Origin of the sequence: Pseudobacillus wudalianchiensis (genome assembly GCF_001685015.1) — a bacterium.
GTDB classification, from domain to species: Bacteria; Bacillota; Bacilli; order Bacillales; family Domibacillaceae; genus Pseudobacillus; species Pseudobacillus wudalianchiensis.
In genome coordinates, this window is sequence record NZ_MAYT01000004.1 from 59,380 (window position 1) to 74,932 (window position 15,553).

The following is a 15,553-nucleotide window of genomic DNA, read 5'->3' on the forward strand; positions in this document are numbered from 1 at the left end:
TTATTTTTTTGTAAAATAACTGAAAAGCACTGCTAGTTAAAGGAGAAGGCAATGAATTATAAACAGAAGAATGGATGGGCTGAATGGGAACAAGTTGCCCAATTAGTCATTGACAATGTGTTGGATGGAATTATTACCATTAATCGACAAGGCATCATAGAATCGTTCAATCCTGCGGCGGAAAAAATATTCGGATATTCTTCTGAAGAAGTCATTGGAGAAAAAGTGAATACATTAATGCCCGAACCCTATAGGAGCGAACACGATTCGTATGTTAACAGTTACGTAGAAACCGGCGAAGCGAAAATCATTGGGATCGGACGTGAAGTAACCGGGAAACGTAAAGACGGCTCTACTTTCCCTATGGATCTAGCGGTTACAAAGTTTTTCATCGGGGAAGAAATACACTTTGTAGGAATTGTTAAAGACATTACAGAACGAAAAGAAACTGAAGCAGCTTTAGAAAAAGCACTCCGAGACAATTTTGAACACACCGTTAAGAACCTTCAAAACCTTATATTTAAATTAAGAAAAGATAAAAATGGAAAAATTGTTTATCAGTTTATTGAAGGGCAAAATGCGCAAGAAATTGGCTTAACGACTGCCAATACTTTCAACAAAACGCCAGCCGAAATTTTTCCTAACTATATAGCTATGGAGTTAGAAGACTATCACAAACAGGCTTTCGAAGGGGAGAACGTCAACTACGAATGGTCGTTTGCCGGAAAAGTATTCTACATCTCTCTTTCCCCCATTTTTGCAGAAGGTCTTGTTTATGAGGTAGTCGGGTCCGGCATTGATATTACAGACCGAAAAAAAATGGAAGAGGCATTGGCCTTAGCCCGTGACCAAGCCCTTGAGGCTTCGGAGCTAAAATCGCAATTTCTCGCAAACATGAGCCATGAAATTCGGACACCGATGAACGGGATCATTGGAATGGTCGACGTATTAGTGGATACCCCGCTTAATAATGAACAACGGGAATATATCAGCATCATCCGGGAGGCGTCTCACGCTCTCTTAACGATTATTAATGACATTCTCGATTACTCTAAAATGGAAGCAGGAAAAATGACCATCGAGCAAGTACCATTTTCCCCCACTCCATTAGTAGAAGGCATCGCCGAAATTCTATTGCCAAAGGCTCGCCATAAAGAGATCTCCCTTCTAACCTATATCGATCCTTCGATTCCAAGCTTGCTTATAGGGGATCCAGGAAGACTGCGTCAAGTTCTTCTTAATCTATCTGACAATGCCGTTAAATTTACCGAAAAAGGAAGTGTCCTGATCAGAGCCATTTTAAGGGAAATAGATGACGATGGGAAAGCTGTCATTCACTTTGCCATTATTGACACAGGAATCGGTCTTTCAGACGGTGAACAAACCCGTTTATTTGAACCTTTTATCCAATCAGACGGCTCCACCACCCGCAAATTCGGCGGTACAGGCCTTGGATTGGCGATATCCAAACGACTTGTAGAATTAATGGCTGGAGAAATCAGTGTGGAAAGCGAAAAAGGAAACGGCTCAACCTTTTGGTTTAACATTCCGTTTCCCATTCCGGAATCGTCTAAGGTAATTGAGAAACGAACGATCGATACGACACTTGAAAACCTGCGTGTGTTAATTGTAGACGACGATCCAGGAGCACGCGAAATTTTACAAAAGTACATTAGTTCATGGGGAATGACCAACAAAAGTGCGGAAAATGGAATTGATGCATTGGCAGAATTGCAAAAAGAGGCTGTTAACAATACACCCTATGATCTTGCGATTGTTCACCTTGACAATCCTGGCATGAACCATGATACATTTGCTCAAATCGTGAAGCAGACTCCTTATTTATCACGGCTCCATCTCATTTTAATAACGGATTTTAATGACAATAAGAGTGATTTAAGCACTTCTAAGTATGATGCTTATCTTTCCAAGCCAGTAAAACAATCGCAGCTATTTGATTGTATAGCGAACTTAGTCCGCCCTATACCGGAAGAGGCAATGGAAACAAATAGAAGCGGTTCTGACAGCAAAGCAATGCCATCCGAAGTACTAAATCAGGACCATCCGATTCTTCTCGTGGAAGACAATCCAATGAATCGCAAGGTCGCTTTCTTCCAGCTGGAAAAATTGGGGTATAAAGCAGATATTGTCACAAATGGCCGGGAGGCGGTTGAGAAAGTAGCTGAAGGAGACTATGCTTTAATTTTAATGGATATTCAAATGCCGGAGATGGACGGAATCGAAGCTACAAAAACGATCCGAAAGAACACACTTCCGAACAAGCGAATACCTATTATCGCCATGACTGCAAATGCGATGAAGAGCGATCGAGAAAAGTATTTAAAAGCGGATATGGATGATTATATCAGCAAACCGGTTAATATCGAAAAGCTCCGGGAAGTTCTGCAGCGATGGATGCCCACAGGTGAGACGGCCAGTCAGAAAACGGAACCCGTTCAGGAGAGCCCCCCTCTCTCTATCAGCCGCCTTCTGGAAAGCTATGGAGAGGAAAGTATGGTGAAAGAGCTTCTAGATATGTTTGTCACTACGACTCCTGACTTTATAGAAAATCTGCAACAGGCGATGGAGGAAAGACTGGGAAAGGAAACCGCAGAAATAGCGCATAGCCTTAAAGGGTCTGCCGCTGTTATTTATGCGGAGAAGCTCACCGAATTAAGCAAGGCTGTAGAACAAGCTGCCAAAATAGAAGATTGGGATGCCGTCTTATCTAATTTCGAGCAGCTTATCCAGCATTTCAATGATATTCGCAGCTTTGTACAACAATTAAAACTTTGATGAGAAGAGTTTCTGCTACTCTTCTCATTTTTTATTTAAAATCAGCACGGGACATCTTGCTTTTTGGGCAATAGACTTTAAAGTCTCTTTACTTTCTGCTTTAGCTGTAATCAATAAGTCATAACGATCGGACTGAGTAATTAAGGCTATTTCTTGAGAAGGGTTTCCAATGCGAACCAGCTTCTGGTGTTTGATCTCTAATTTGTCTAAATAACGGCAGGCTTCTTCAACAAAAGAGGAATTAGCATAAAGCTTTTCTTCAAGCTTTATCCCCTCCTGGATAATTTCTTCCAACTGATGAGAAACAGGAAATATATAAAGAAAAGTGATCATTTCTATTGAAGGACAGGGTGTCTCATTTGTCACGCTTTTCACTGCATTCAGTGCATCTTCGGCATTATCTGCATATATTAATATATTTTTGTACATAAATAGCCCTCCCTAATTATTAATTTTTATTATAAGGATAGGCTAAATAAAAAAATATCAGGAATTCCCCTGATATTTCCTTTTTATTAACATGATATATGACTAGATTATTCTAAACTGAGCAGCCCTTTTTTTATGGCATAAGCAACGAGCTCATGCTTTTTTTGGAGGTCTAACTTATCCATTATTTTACTTTTATGAGTCTCTACCGTCTTAACGCTAATATGCAAAATCTCGGCAATTTCTTTATTGCTGTAGCCTTTTGCAATGAAGACGAGAACCTCCTCTTCCCGATTGCTTAATAGTTTATATTTAGAAAGATCTTCTCCACGCTTTACACCTTCTAGAAAGTCTTCTACTAACGACTTTGCTGCAGAAGGATATAAGTACACCTGGCCCCTCAATACAGCATCAACAGCTGAAAATAATTCTGAATCAATCGCATTTTTTAAAATATAACCTGAAGCTCCTGCCTGAACGACGCGAAATAAGTCATTCTCATCATCATGCATCGTAAGAATTAACACATGCGTTTCGGGAAGGGATTTCTTTAACTCCCTTGTGGCTTCCAATCCGTTTTTTCCAGGAGGCATGCTAAGATCCATAATGATGAGATCTGGTTGAAGGGACAAAGCCTTCTCAATCGCCTCCTGTCCATCAGCCGCTTCACCAACCACTTCAATGTGTTCCTTTTTTCCAAGAAGCATTTTTACACCAGTTCTAACGATCGCGTGATCATCTACAATCAGAGTGCGAATAACCTGCATTCCCTTACCTCCCGGCCTCTAAACCTCTATGTTTTGTATTTTAGCATTTAAAGGCAAAGGTGACGAGTCTCATCTGCTTCATCTAAAAAGGAAATGGCCTCTCACCTCCCTGCAACGCTGCCTATGCACTTTTTTCATTTTTGCATACCTCTATAAAGACGTAATAAACGCTCTCATAGTCGATTGAAGCTTATTGACTCTAGATCCGTTGAAAAAGTGCACGTTAAAAATAGATAAATACAAAGGTGGGATAAAGAAAGGTGACGCCAATATTTGATTCTGACCGAGCGTTTTTTAATAAGTGGGAAATGCATCAAATGATGAATGAGAAGACGGTTCCTTATTTCACTATACCGCGTACCGATATGTTTTCCTTGCCATCTCTAGAGAATTATATAAACCTTTACCAATCGGTCTTTATTAAGCCAGTTGCTTCATGGGGAGGACAAAACATTAGTAAAGTTACGAAACAGAAGCAGCAACTCGTTTGGACACTCCAAGGACAGCCATCGAAAAGCTTTATTGCTCTAGACCACTTGTTTACTGAATTATTGTCATCCTATGGTGATGAGCTCTGTATTATCCAGCAGGAGGCTCCTTTAATTACCTGCGACAACCGTCCCTTCGATATCCGAACACATATGCAGCACGATTTAGAAGACGGATGGATCTACTCAGGAGACTTGGTTCGGATGGGAGGATCAGGTTCTGTTGTCTCTAATGTTGCTATAAGCAACGGATCTGTGAAGCCTACCGTTGATGTTTTGTCCTTATTATTTGAAGGCCTTGCCCCCAAAATTACACAAGATTTAGCCGCAGCTTCTATGCATATTTGCGATCAATTAGATCAACATTATTTTTTTCTAGAAGCTGGAATAGATTTCGGAGTCGATCGCAGCGGAGGATTGTGGCTCATTGAGGTTAACACGAACGACCTATTAGGAGGGCCAGATCAAACATTATTCGAGGAGCTTCCTGATAAAACATACTTTAATGATATGGTCAAAAGAAAGGAAAGAATCAACGGACAAACGATCCAAAAACTGTTAGAACTTTACGAGGAAAGCTTGAAAGATAACAACAGCGACCCCAAATAGAGTCAAATGCCGTACAACTCACTAAGCGGTTCTTTCAAACATATACTGTAAAAAAATGAATGAGGAGATTTCCTATGATTCCTTTCAACACACTTTGTCAACAGTACGCTCAACTATTCAATACAAAGCCAACGATTGAACATGGTGTTTGCTCTGTAGAACTTCATCGTGACCTCCATGTTACCATCCAAGGCCGCCCAAGCCGCGGTGAGCTCCATACAGAAATCATGTTTGAATCGTTAGATCGTGACGGCAACGCGCTTAACCTTGGGGAATGTGTCCTTTTGGAAGAAGAGGTCCCTCTCTTTACAAGCATTCTCATCAAAAATGGATTCATCATCAGTGCTTTACACAATCATTGGCTTTATGCGAAACCAAACATTTTGTATATTCACTTCCAATCTGTCGAACCTCCACTATCTTTCGCCCGGAAAGCAGCCGAAGCCTTCCATGCTCTAAAGATTATCTAAAATATTGGCTTAGCCCTCTCTTCTTGGCAATATGATTTCTGATTGTATCATTCCTAAGCTACGATTTTTGTCCCCCCTTTAATAGACATAGATGAATGAAAACAAAGAAATCCGAAATAATAAGATAAGAAGTTACACGTTCTATGTGAGGGGGTTAACGATTGTCTGTTGCAGTACTAATACTTAGATTAGCTATTTCTTTTGTTACTTTATTAAGTTTAACGAGGATCATGGGGAGAAAAGAAATCTCACAAATGACCTTTTTTAATTTTGTGTCAGCTATTTCAATCGGCACAATCGGCGCCTCTCTTGCCATTGACCCCACACTAAGTATCCGGAATGGGGTAATCGCCTTGATTGGTTGGAGTGCTTTCACCCTTTTCCTTGGTTTTTTAGATATAAAATCCGAAAAGGCCCGCCTTCTTATTGTTGGACAACCCATTATTGTGATTAGAAAAGGCCAAATCATGGAGGACGCACTCCGTAAAGCCCGTCTTGATATAGATTCTCTGATTGGTTTATTGAGAAAGAAAAATATCTTTTCCATTGCTGAAGTAGATTATGCCATTTTCGAAACGGATGGCAGTCTTTCGGCTATGAAAAAGGAAGAAAACCAATCATTAACTAAGAGTGATATGAATGTTCAACCAGCTCATATTCATGCTTTCCCTATTGCAATGTCTGTTATTTCTGACGGAAAAATAAATGGGGACAATTTAAGAAAATTAAACTTGGACACGGACTGGTTAGAGCAGCAGTTGCAAGCCGCTGGCATCCACTCTATTTCTGACGTCTTTTACGCAGAAGTTCAACAAGATGGCACTTTGTATATTGATCGTAATCAGGACGTGCTTCATTAGATTTGAGGCTTAGTTATACTCAGCAAATGCTTTTCAACTATTGAGAGCATAACACTCACTGGAGGAATCAAAAAAGAGCAATCTTAATGATAGGTTGCTCTTTCTCATTCTTATTAGACACGGCCTGTTAAATCATATTTTGTGGATTCTTCGATAGTTTTTTTACTCTTATTACTAAGAAAGTTGATATTAGCAATAATATGATGGTAAAGCTGACGACTCCATGCCAGCCCGAGTGCGTCCAAAATACACCGCCCGTTGCTCCACCGATGCTAGACCCTAAATAATAGGCAAATAAATAAAGCGATGAGGCCTGAGCAATGTCGTGTGTGGCATGCCGGCTTACTAACCCGCTAGCGACAGAATGGGCACCGAAAAACCCAAATGTAAAGATCACGATCCCAACGAGCTTATAAAATATCGGGATCGGGAGGGTCAATAAAACGCCTAACAGCATGAGTACGGCCCCTATCATTAACAATAAAGGCCGTCCATACTTATCAGCCAATATCCCAAACCAAGTGGAGCTAAAGGTGCCTACTAAATACACGAGAAAAATCCAGCCGATAATCGTCATACTTAAATTATAAGGCGGTTCAGTTAACTTAAAACCAAGATAATTGAATATCGTTACGAAACTGCCCATTAAGAAAAAAGCAATCAAAAATAATGACACTAACACGGAATCTTTTAGATGAGACACGAGCGACTTGAAAAGAGGCTTCAAGGCTAGCGGCTGTGATTCAAAATGCTTTGATGGCGGAAGAGCCCATATAAAATAAAGACAAGCAATTAAACTAATACCACCTAAAAATATCATCCCGGCTTTCCAAGAAACGAGATCCGTCATCGTTCCCATCAATACTCTTCCCGCTAATCCGCCAATAGAATTCCCGCTAATATAAAGCCCCATAGCGACACCTAAACTTCTTCCCTCTATTTCTTCTCCTAAATAAGCCATCGCAATAGACGGAATTCCAGCAAAAGCAAAGCCTTGTACTATTCGCAGCAGGAGAAGAAGTTGAAAAGACGGTGAGAATGCGACTATTATCGTTAAGATAGACGCGATCACAATACAGCTGGACATGATGTTTTTTCTTCCCCACGCCTCAGAAAGAGAACCAAAAATAAGCAGTCCAAACGCCAGTGAAAGCGTAGTAAGCGATAAAGACAGGCTGGCCATCGTTGGCGTGACGTTAAATTCTTTCGTAAAGATCGGCAAAAGCGGCTGCGTAAGATAGAGATTAGCAAAGGTGATAAACCCGGCCGCAAACAACGCAAAGTTAGCTTTTTTAAAGGCTGGCGTGCCTTGTTGAATATAATCTTTATGGATATTATCATTCATCATTGTGATCATCAGCTTCCCTATTTCTTTTCCATTCAAGGGAATCTAGAAACATACGGATATCTTCGTAAATTTGTTTGCGTTCATTCCCTAACGTAATAATGTGACCCGACTCTTCATACCAGCGGATTTGCTTAGGCTCTGAACGAATAGTACGGAAGATCCTCTCTGCGCTTTCTTTATAAAGCGTATGGTCGAGTCTTCCTTGCAAAACAAAGGCTGGGGCGGCAATCGCCTCGAGGTTATTCCCAGTATCGCTAATCAGCTGCTGTAAATCTTTCAAAGACTCCATTGGTTTTTTAGTGAATTCTTTTATTTCAGCTTGTATTTGTTCATCACTTTTTCCTTCAAGCCTTTTGTATCTTGTAGCGTAATCAACTACACGGCTGTATAAGTCTGTGATGTCTCGTTCTAGAACAGGGGCACACATGGACACAACCGCTTTTACTTTTAAAAGAGAAGCTAATTTCAAAGCAAAGGTTCCTCCTAGAGAAACGCCTGCGACAGCAATCTCCTCATAACCCTCTGAAGCAAGATGAGCATAACCAGCAACTGCGTCTCTCCACCAATCTTCAGGTCCCATTTGGATGAACTCATCGGGATTTGCTCCATGCCCTCTATATAAAGGGGCAGAGCACGTATAACCGTTTTTTTGCAGATGCCTTCCCAGCAGTTTGACGTCCATCGTGCTGCCAGTAAAACCATGAAGTAAAAGGACTGCTCTATTTTTTGCTTGATACATAAGAGGTTTTGGTGCGACAATTTTCATTTTGATAACTCCCTGCTGTTCACTTGTCGTTAAGTGCGTCATTTTATTCTTCTATATAAAGAATACAAGAGGAAAATTAATAAATATAATATATAATTTATATGATTTCATAAATAAATTTTATTAGTAGGTGTTTAAGGATGAATATACACGCACTTCGCCTCTTTACAAAGGTAGCTGAATTAAAAAGTGTGTCTAAAGCGGCAGAGGTCCTAAGAATTAGCCAGCCAGCCGTTACGATTCAAATCCGGAATTTAGAAAAAGAGGTTGGGCTTACTTTGACTGAATCAAAAGGAAGAGGGATTACCCTTACATCTAATGGTGATTTTCTATATAAACAAGCGCAGAGGTTATTTGATTTGGAGCGTGACATCGAAAATAAGGTTGCACAGTTGAAAAACTCAGGCGCAGATGATTTAAATATTGCTGCCTCCTATGTGCCAGCTAATTTTTTACTGCCAAAATGGTTGTGTCACTATAAAGAAACCTATCCATCGGTCACCGTTAATGTCAAAACAGAGAACACACAACAAGTGATCGAACAGCTTCTTCATTATAAAGCCGATCTCGCCTTTGTAATCGAAGAAAATCGGCACCATCCTGATCTCCACTATCAATTTCTTATGAATTTGGAATATTGTTTTATCGTTCCCTCCCATCATCAGCTTGCCGGACAAACGATCTCATTTGAGAAGCTCATGAACGAACCCTTTATTTTACGAGAAAAAGGAAGCTCCACGAAAGATTTACTGCTGGCATTATGCAACCTCCATAAAACGCCCCCACCAAAGATTGGCATGCAATTATATGGACTTAATGAATCGATCCGAACCGTTGCTGCGGGCTTTGGAGCTATGCTGGCGCCGGTCGTAGCGATAGAAGACTATCTATACCGGAAACAGGTAGCGCAGGTCTATGTGGAGGATATTGAGATCAAACGCCCTACCTATGTCTGTACGAGAAAAAATGAAATAGACGTGCTGCCTCATGTTTCTCATTTTATTGAGGTTGTAAAGGATCAGTAAATGACCAACGACTGTTTTATCATAAATGGCTCCCTCTCAAAAAAGGGCCAACCAATCAGTACAAGCATCCATGCATCTGCCCCCCGCTGCACATATCTTAACAGTAGATAAACGATTAAGGAGGGGTTTAAGTGGCAGGGAACTTCAAGAAACAACAGGATTCACTCGCAAGAACTAGTATGGACCTTTTAATCAATGAATTGTTTAAGAAGCATGGGGTAAAAATGAGCAAACCAAAACTAAGTGCGCGTGAAAAGAGAGAATTACAAAATCTCGTAAAAGATTTAAAGAAGAATGTAGAAAATCTAACGAAAAATATTGAGAAATAAGTCATGAGGAAAAATAAAAAATTATAAGGAGAAATAAAGAATGAAAGAAAGTAGGGTATGGGCCGGCGAAGCTCCTGAAGTACAGGGTATGGATCTAACTGAAAGAAGATGTAATAGAAGTTGGAATGCGCTAGATGCATCATCGAGCCATCCGTTAAGTAACGAGGCTCAAGATTTAACTGGGACAATTGAAACGATCCAACAATCTTTTGAGCAAATTATCGTAATTGATTCAGCAGATGTAGAGATCGTAACAACTGACACACAAGCTGCACTTTCTGTTCAAGTAGCACTCCAAGCTGCCATCGCGTTAGTTATTAGTATATCCATTGCAGATAGTGACAGAGCTGAAAGAATAACACAAGATTTACTAGGAAGACTAAGATCGAGCCAAGTAAACCGACAACAAACATATGTAGAAAATTCAAGAGGCGTCAGAATCACCACAACTGATACTGATCTAGTTGTAAACATTCAATTATTATTACAAGTCTTAGTTGCACTTCTCGTAAGAATCGGCATTTTGTAAAGTTTTAATTCAGTCCCCTTCTGGAAGGCAGCCATTCTTTATTTATATAGCTCTAATATGATGCAAAGCAAAGAAAGGCTGAATTCCGAACGATTCACTGATCCTTGAACAGGATTATTTGATGATATAAATGACAGAAAAATCAGCATGTTAGCGGGGACTTCCGTCTGGTTGCCGGGCAAAATCATTTTGCAGGCCAGACCGGGATATAAAGTACTTCCTAGGATAAATGCTTAATAGCAACCTGTGACATGCATGCAATAGTCACAAATATTGCCCCTTTTGGTTTATGCCCTCCCCATCTGCTTCTACTCAGCAGCTCCATCACACAACTTATTAATACATCCAACACTGTGACACGCATAATCTCTGTTGTTCTCCTATAACAAGACCAGATAGATGTTAAGTAATAAAATACTTTCTCCCCTTATCCCTTAACAAGAATACTTTGAAGGCCAGGCAATGCTCCTGGCCTTTTTTACTTTTTCCCTATGGAAAAATAAAGTCAAAAAATGCACTCTCATGCTGTCAAGAAAGACACAGGGCTTAATGATAAAAATCATAGAAGACAACAACTTCAAAAGAAAGGGCCTTTATTTGTTTCAAATATTTAAACTAACATGAACAATTTATGCCTATTTAACAGGGAATATAAAAGAAAGGGGCTATTCCATTAGTCAATAAAATTGACTTTTGGAACAGCCCCTCTATTTTATTCATCGTCATTATCACGCTGTTCAGCGCGTGCTTCCCCGCCTTTTTCTCCGATTTCCTGATAAAACTCCTTGCCATGTTTGCGGGCTGCACTCTCTCCGCCTTTGCGGCCAGCCTCTTCTACCGTCATCTTGCTTTTGTCATTATTGTTATGGTTAGTCATGAAGAATGCCTCCTTGCAAATGTATATTTTCTTTCGTCTTAGGCTTTTACCCTTTCTTTCATCCCTTGAACTATGTCAATCAGGCCGCCACATTCTACACTTTTATATTTAGATCTCCCTTTGTAACGGGTTCAAATGTCGCTTTCTTTTTGACCGTCACACTTCCGTCCTTCTCTAAATACGCATGCTCAACCTCATCTATTGAAAAGATGCTTTGCTTTCTCAAGGCTTCCTTTAGATCTCTTAGATCGAGACAATGCTTTTTAAGCATCTTATGATCAGGCTTGCCGTCGCGGATAATTAAAACTTCCTCTCCAGATATAAGAATTTCCACTTTATCTGTATGAAACATAATTTTATCAAACAATAATTTGATAGCGCACCAGACTAGAAGCATGATCAATACAACGTACCATTTTACTTGCGGATCATAAAGTCCGTTTCCAAAAATTTCTGAAAGCATGATGCTCCAGATAAAATCAATAGGTGTCAAATTAGAAATCCCTTTTGTACCTGTCCATTTCATACAAATCACAAGGGCTACAAAACCACTGGCTAATTTAATTAACACCATTCCAAGTCCCATATTTTATCCCCTTTTCTCTTTTATAAAGATGGCTACAGCTAAAAAAATGAACATGGCCAAGCTAATAAATAGGCTGTACCATTCATTAGCTCTGAGAAGCTTGTCCCGATAGTCGAGTCAATTCAATTGGTGAAAGTTGTCCGATTAGAGCCCTTTCGCCCCCTTTCTGTTGTTCTTATTTCTCCATTTCATTCACCATTTGTTGAACGACATGTTCTTTCCGCATTCTGCAGCCTCCTCACGCGGTATTTGCTAACCCTTTAGACCGCCTGCTAGAGAAGTAAACATCAAAAATAAGGAAACTGACAAAAGGTTATTTTTAGTTTGATAAATTAAAAGGAGAAGGGACCGATAGGAAATCAGGGCCGAAGCGATCGCCTCCTAATAAAGGGAACAAAAAAGCCAAGGGACGCAGCCTATGCTCCCTTAGCTTTATCATTACTTTTTATTTACTTGGCAGTACTCGTCTCGCCGAAAAATTTCACAAGCTCGGTCAAAGTCTGGCTGAATGTCTCCAGGTGCTCTTCCACCCTTCCAGGAAACTCTCTTTCAATGAAATCAATCGTATCATTTTGGGTATGCCATACACCGCCATGCTTAACCGTTTGCGTGTAGCCGTCCATGTCCCCGATCTCCCAGTTTGTTGCTTCAAAATAAGCATAGGGAATTCCAAGCTTGCTGAACGGTGCATGGTCACTCCATTCCCCCGTCGTTCCTGCTGGATAATCCGGGTTGATGCCAGGATTCGTACCAATGTTTAACTTCTTCTTTTCAGCGATTTTAAGAGCCTGATCATGAATAAACCCTTTATCTCCTAGGCTGCCATACACATACATATTATCGCCAACAGCTAAGCTGTCCAGATTGATCATTCCGACCGTATTCTGAATCTCCTGTTTGGTCATTTGGCCAGCGTAATGCTTTGAGCCTCGCAATCCCGCTTCTTCTGCACCAAAGGCAATAAATTTCACAGAATAAGGAGTCTTAATGTTTTTTAACACTTCTGCGGTTTCCAGCATGACTCCGACACCTGAGGCATTGTCATCGGAACCTTTCCCCACTGCCACTGAGTCATAATGGGCCCCTACAACGAGTTCTTTGCTGGACTTCCCTTTCTTATAAGCGACAATGTTGGATGAATGGTACTCAACGCCTCTATTCGTATAAGAAAACGGCTGGACCTTCGTCGTATACCCCATTCTTTTCAATTGGCTTTCAACGTAATCACGCGCCTCCGCTTCTTTTGCTGTTCCAGCTACACGGCTGCCAATTTCGTAGGTTAAATATTTCGTATGCTCATAAGCCATCTTCCCTGGCTTATGAACAAGCGATGGATCATACGTAACAGTAGCTGCCGAAGCAATTCCGCCACCGCCGAAAAGCAGTAGAACTACCATGACGATAGATAGATAAAAACGATTTTTCATGTTCACCTCTCCTATTCTCCCATTCATAGTCTACTTATAGTATTTCAATGATCCTCCAGACATGCAATCTTTTCACTGTATTATTCAAGAAAGAAAGCAAATTTAAGGATAAATTCCTATATAGCTTCCTTTATGCCACAGGCTAGTGATTCAATTTTACTAATCTTGCAGCCTCGTTATAGATGGCATCGTAAGTAGTCTGCAAGGAAATCGCTATCTCGGTGAACAATGTTTTTTGAACGGAGTGTAGAAGCTGGCGTTCAAATTCACCTAGTTTCTTTTCGTCACGTTCAGCTTCATCCTTTTTCCGCATTAACGTATTCACTATTTTAGCAATATCATTTCGGTTTCCCGTCTTTACAACAGCAGAGTATATTCTGGCACGGTCGTGCCCTTTTTCAATCCACTCGATACCAGGCGATGCAAAAGAATGCAAAATTTCTTCTGCTCTGTCGCGATCTATGATTCTAAGTATCGTCTCCTCCTCATGATCTACTGGCACACTAATGGTTAATTTATTATTTTCAAGAGGATGTAACGTGTAATACTCTCTAGGAGCACCAAAATAAGCCTTCTCCCCTATTTCATCTATTTGACAGACACCATGTGCTGAATAGATCACTAACTCTCCAATATGAAACATTTCTTTTGCTCCTCTCCAAAACTATTAACTTAATTGACCCTGTTAGCTTGAAACTGCCTAGTCAAAAGCTCCCTGACCACGCTAATTTTAATAGAAACAAACTATTTATCTTGAACAAAGGCTACTACAATCCAGTTCCATTTACCTTTTCGCTGCTAGCTGGCTTTTACACGTTTGTGGCTAACCGAATGATCCGGCTTTTTGATGAACAAAGACAGCACAACATTGATTACGGCTAATAATAAACTAATTTTAAAGACGAGTGATGATCCTGTTGCGGCTGCCTGTGCCGGTTCATTTGCCACATCCGCTAAATAACTCGCTTGTTTTGCGGATAAGATCGATACCATCACTGCAATCCCAATTGCACCAGATACTTGTTGGAGCGTCTGTGTTAACGCAATTCCGTCTGGATAATACTGTTTAGGCAGGGAATTAAGCGTATTGGTTTGTACAGAAGCAAGTACCGCTCCAATTCCTAACATCATCACAATATGCGTTAACACAATCATCCATAAAGCAGTATCTGTGCCAAATTGTGAATAGACGGCATAACTAATGGCGACTAAAATGGTACCTGGTGTAATCACTGCTCTTGGACCATAGTTGTCAAACAAACGGCCAATCATTGGAGCTAACACACAGTTAAGCAAGCTGCCTGGAAGCAGAATCAGACCTGTTGTAAACGCCGCAATCAGTAGAGCCATTTGCATGTACATCGGTAAAATGACAAGCATGGATAACATATTAAAAAACGTGATAAAACTCATAAAGATCCCTAGAACGAAGAGCGGATACGTAAATGCCTTTAAATTTAGCATAGGCGTCTCCATTTTCGTTTGACGAACCGCAAAAATAATAAGGGCCATTCCCCCAACGATAATCGCTCCAAGAACCGTGGAACTTGTCCACCCAGCGTCACCCGATACACTGAATCCGTACACGATACCGCCAAATCCAATAGTTGAAAGAATGACGGATACAGCATCAATCGAAACCTTGCGTACCTCATTTACATTCGGCAAGTAAATGAATCCGAAAATAAGAGAAAACAGCAAGAACGGGATCGTTACCCAAAAAATCCAATGCCACGATAACGTATCCAGAATAAGTCCTGCCAATGTTGGACCTAGTGCAGGGCCGGCTAACATGACCAAGCCCATCACCCCCATGGCGCCGCCTCGTTTATTCGGAGGAAAGATTGTAAAAATAACATTTTGTGTTAAAGGTAAATTAATCGCTAATCCTGCTGCTTGAATAATACGCCCTGCTAATAAAACGCCGAATGCAGGCGCTGCCGCCGCTAAAACGGTGCCACCGATAAATAACAAGATCGATGTCATAAACATTTGACGCGTTGTAAATTTTTGCATCAATATGCCCGTGACAGGCACTAAAATACCTAATGTTAAAAAGTAGCCTGTTGCCAGCCATTGGACCGTTGTTGCATTGACATTGAAAATGTGGCTTAGCTCTCCTAAAGCAATATTTAAGGCCGTTTCACTGAAAAGCCCTACAAATCCGGCTACTAAAAGAGCGGCCATGATTGGACCTGTTTTGATTGGTTCATTGACGATTGAAACTATTTTGGCTTGTTGATTCAT

Annotated in this window: 16 protein-coding genes; 7 read left to right on the forward strand and 9 right to left on the reverse strand. The window is 40.6% G+C overall.

Annotated elements, in window-relative coordinates:
* The first annotated feature begins 51 nt into the window (after window positions 1-51).
* Window positions 52-2,796 carry a hybrid sensor histidine kinase/response regulator gene (locus A8F95_RS05970; protein ID WP_065409712.1) on the forward strand — a complete coding sequence of 915 codons (2,745 nt, stop codon included), beginning with the start codon at window positions 52-54 and terminating at the stop codon, window positions 2,794-2,796.
* Between the two features lie 24 nt (window positions 2,797-2,820).
* Here A8F95_RS05970 and A8F95_RS05975 read toward each other — a convergent pair whose 3' ends face one another.
* Both A8F95_RS05975 and A8F95_RS05980 read right to left on the reverse strand, forming a co-directional pair.
* Window positions 2,821-3,225 (reverse strand): universal stress protein, encoded by a 405-nt coding sequence (locus A8F95_RS05975; protein WP_065409713.1) that lies wholly within the window; start codon window positions 3,223-3,225, stop codon window positions 2,821-2,823.
* A gap of 107 nt (window positions 3,226-3,332) precedes the next feature.
* Window positions 3,333-3,992 (reverse strand): response regulator, encoded by a 660-nt coding sequence (locus A8F95_RS05980; protein WP_065409714.1) that lies wholly within the window; start codon window positions 3,990-3,992, stop codon window positions 3,333-3,335.
* 260 nt (window positions 3,993-4,252) lie between these two features.
* Between A8F95_RS05980 and A8F95_RS05985 the strand changes: the two genes are divergently transcribed.
* From A8F95_RS05985 to A8F95_RS05995, 3 genes are all read left to right on the forward strand, one after another.
* A complete protein-coding gene (locus tag A8F95_RS05985) occupies window positions 4,253-5,089 on the forward strand; it encodes a YheC/YheD family protein (protein WP_065409715.1) in 837 nt (278 codons plus the stop codon).
* A 74-nt stretch (window positions 5,090-5,163) separates the two neighbouring features.
* Window positions 5,164-5,559: a DUF1259 domain-containing protein gene (locus tag A8F95_RS05990; RefSeq protein WP_065409716.1), complete on the forward strand. Its 396-nt coding sequence runs from the start codon at window positions 5,164-5,166 to the stop codon at window positions 5,557-5,559.
* 161 nt (window positions 5,560-5,720) lie between these two features.
* Window positions 5,721-6,419, forward strand: coding sequence for a YetF domain-containing protein (locus A8F95_RS05995; protein WP_065409717.1), 699 nt, complete (start codon window positions 5,721-5,723; stop codon window positions 6,417-6,419).
* Between the two features lie 127 nt (window positions 6,420-6,546).
* On the opposite strand, the gene A8F95_RS06000 is transcribed toward A8F95_RS05995, so the two are convergent.
* Both A8F95_RS06000 and A8F95_RS06005 read right to left on the reverse strand, forming a co-directional pair.
* On the reverse strand, window positions 6,547-7,764 hold the full coding sequence (locus A8F95_RS06000) for an MFS transporter (protein WP_065409753.1): 1,218 nt from the start codon (window positions 7,762-7,764) through the stop codon (window positions 6,547-6,549).
* A complete protein-coding gene (locus tag A8F95_RS06005; protein WP_065409754.1) occupies window positions 7,757-8,533 on the reverse strand; it encodes an alpha/beta hydrolase in 777 nt (258 codons plus the stop codon). The genes A8F95_RS06000 and A8F95_RS06005 overlap by 8 nt, the downstream gene beginning before the upstream one ends.
* Window positions 8,534-8,673: 140 nt before the next feature.
* On the opposite strand from A8F95_RS06005, the gene A8F95_RS06010 reads away from it, so the two are divergent.
* The 3 genes from A8F95_RS06010 to A8F95_RS06020 all read left to right on the forward strand — a co-directional run bounded on the left by A8F95_RS06010 (window position 8,674) and on the right by A8F95_RS06020 (window position 10,416).
* On the forward strand, window positions 8,674-9,558 hold the full coding sequence (locus A8F95_RS06010) for a LysR family transcriptional regulator (RefSeq protein WP_065409718.1): 885 nt from the start codon (window positions 8,674-8,676) through the stop codon (window positions 9,556-9,558).
* A gap of 131 nt (window positions 9,559-9,689) precedes the next feature.
* Complete coding sequence (locus A8F95_RS06015; RefSeq protein WP_065409719.1) at window positions 9,690-9,887, forward strand: hypothetical protein; 198 nt, start codon at window positions 9,690-9,692, stop codon at window positions 9,885-9,887.
* A gap of 88 nt (window positions 9,888-9,975) precedes the next feature.
* On the forward strand, window positions 9,976-10,416 hold the full coding sequence (locus A8F95_RS06020) for a spore coat protein (RefSeq protein ID WP_065409755.1): 441 nt from the start codon (window positions 9,976-9,978) through the stop codon (window positions 10,414-10,416).
* Between the two features lie 712 nt (window positions 10,417-11,128).
* Here the strand turns inward: A8F95_RS06020 and A8F95_RS21890 are convergent.
* The 5 genes from A8F95_RS21890 to A8F95_RS06040 form a co-directional block, all read right to left on the reverse strand.
* Entirely contained in the window at window positions 11,129-11,293 is a 165-nt protein-coding gene (locus A8F95_RS21890) for a KGG domain-containing protein (protein ID WP_095407449.1), read from the reverse strand.
* A 94-nt stretch (window positions 11,294-11,387) separates the two neighbouring features.
* Entirely contained in the window at window positions 11,388-11,879 is a 492-nt protein-coding gene (locus tag A8F95_RS06025) for a DUF421 domain-containing protein (RefSeq protein WP_065409720.1), read from the reverse strand.
* 449 nt (window positions 11,880-12,328) lie between these two features.
* On the reverse strand, window positions 12,329-13,306 hold the full coding sequence (locus A8F95_RS06030) for a M20/M25/M40 family metallo-hydrolase (protein ID WP_065409721.1): 978 nt from the start codon (window positions 13,304-13,306) through the stop codon (window positions 12,329-12,331).
* A gap of 142 nt (window positions 13,307-13,448) precedes the next feature.
* The gene (locus A8F95_RS06035; RefSeq protein ID WP_065409722.1) at window positions 13,449-13,949 is read right to left on the reverse strand and encodes a CarD family transcriptional regulator; all 501 of its coding nucleotides are present in this window, start codon (window positions 13,947-13,949) and stop codon (window positions 13,449-13,451) included.
* Window positions 13,950-14,104: 155 nt separating this feature from the next.
* Window positions 14,105-15,553: a DHA2 family efflux MFS transporter permease subunit gene (locus tag A8F95_RS06040; RefSeq protein ID WP_065409723.1), complete on the reverse strand. Its 1,449-nt coding sequence runs from the start codon at window positions 15,551-15,553 to the stop codon at window positions 14,105-14,107.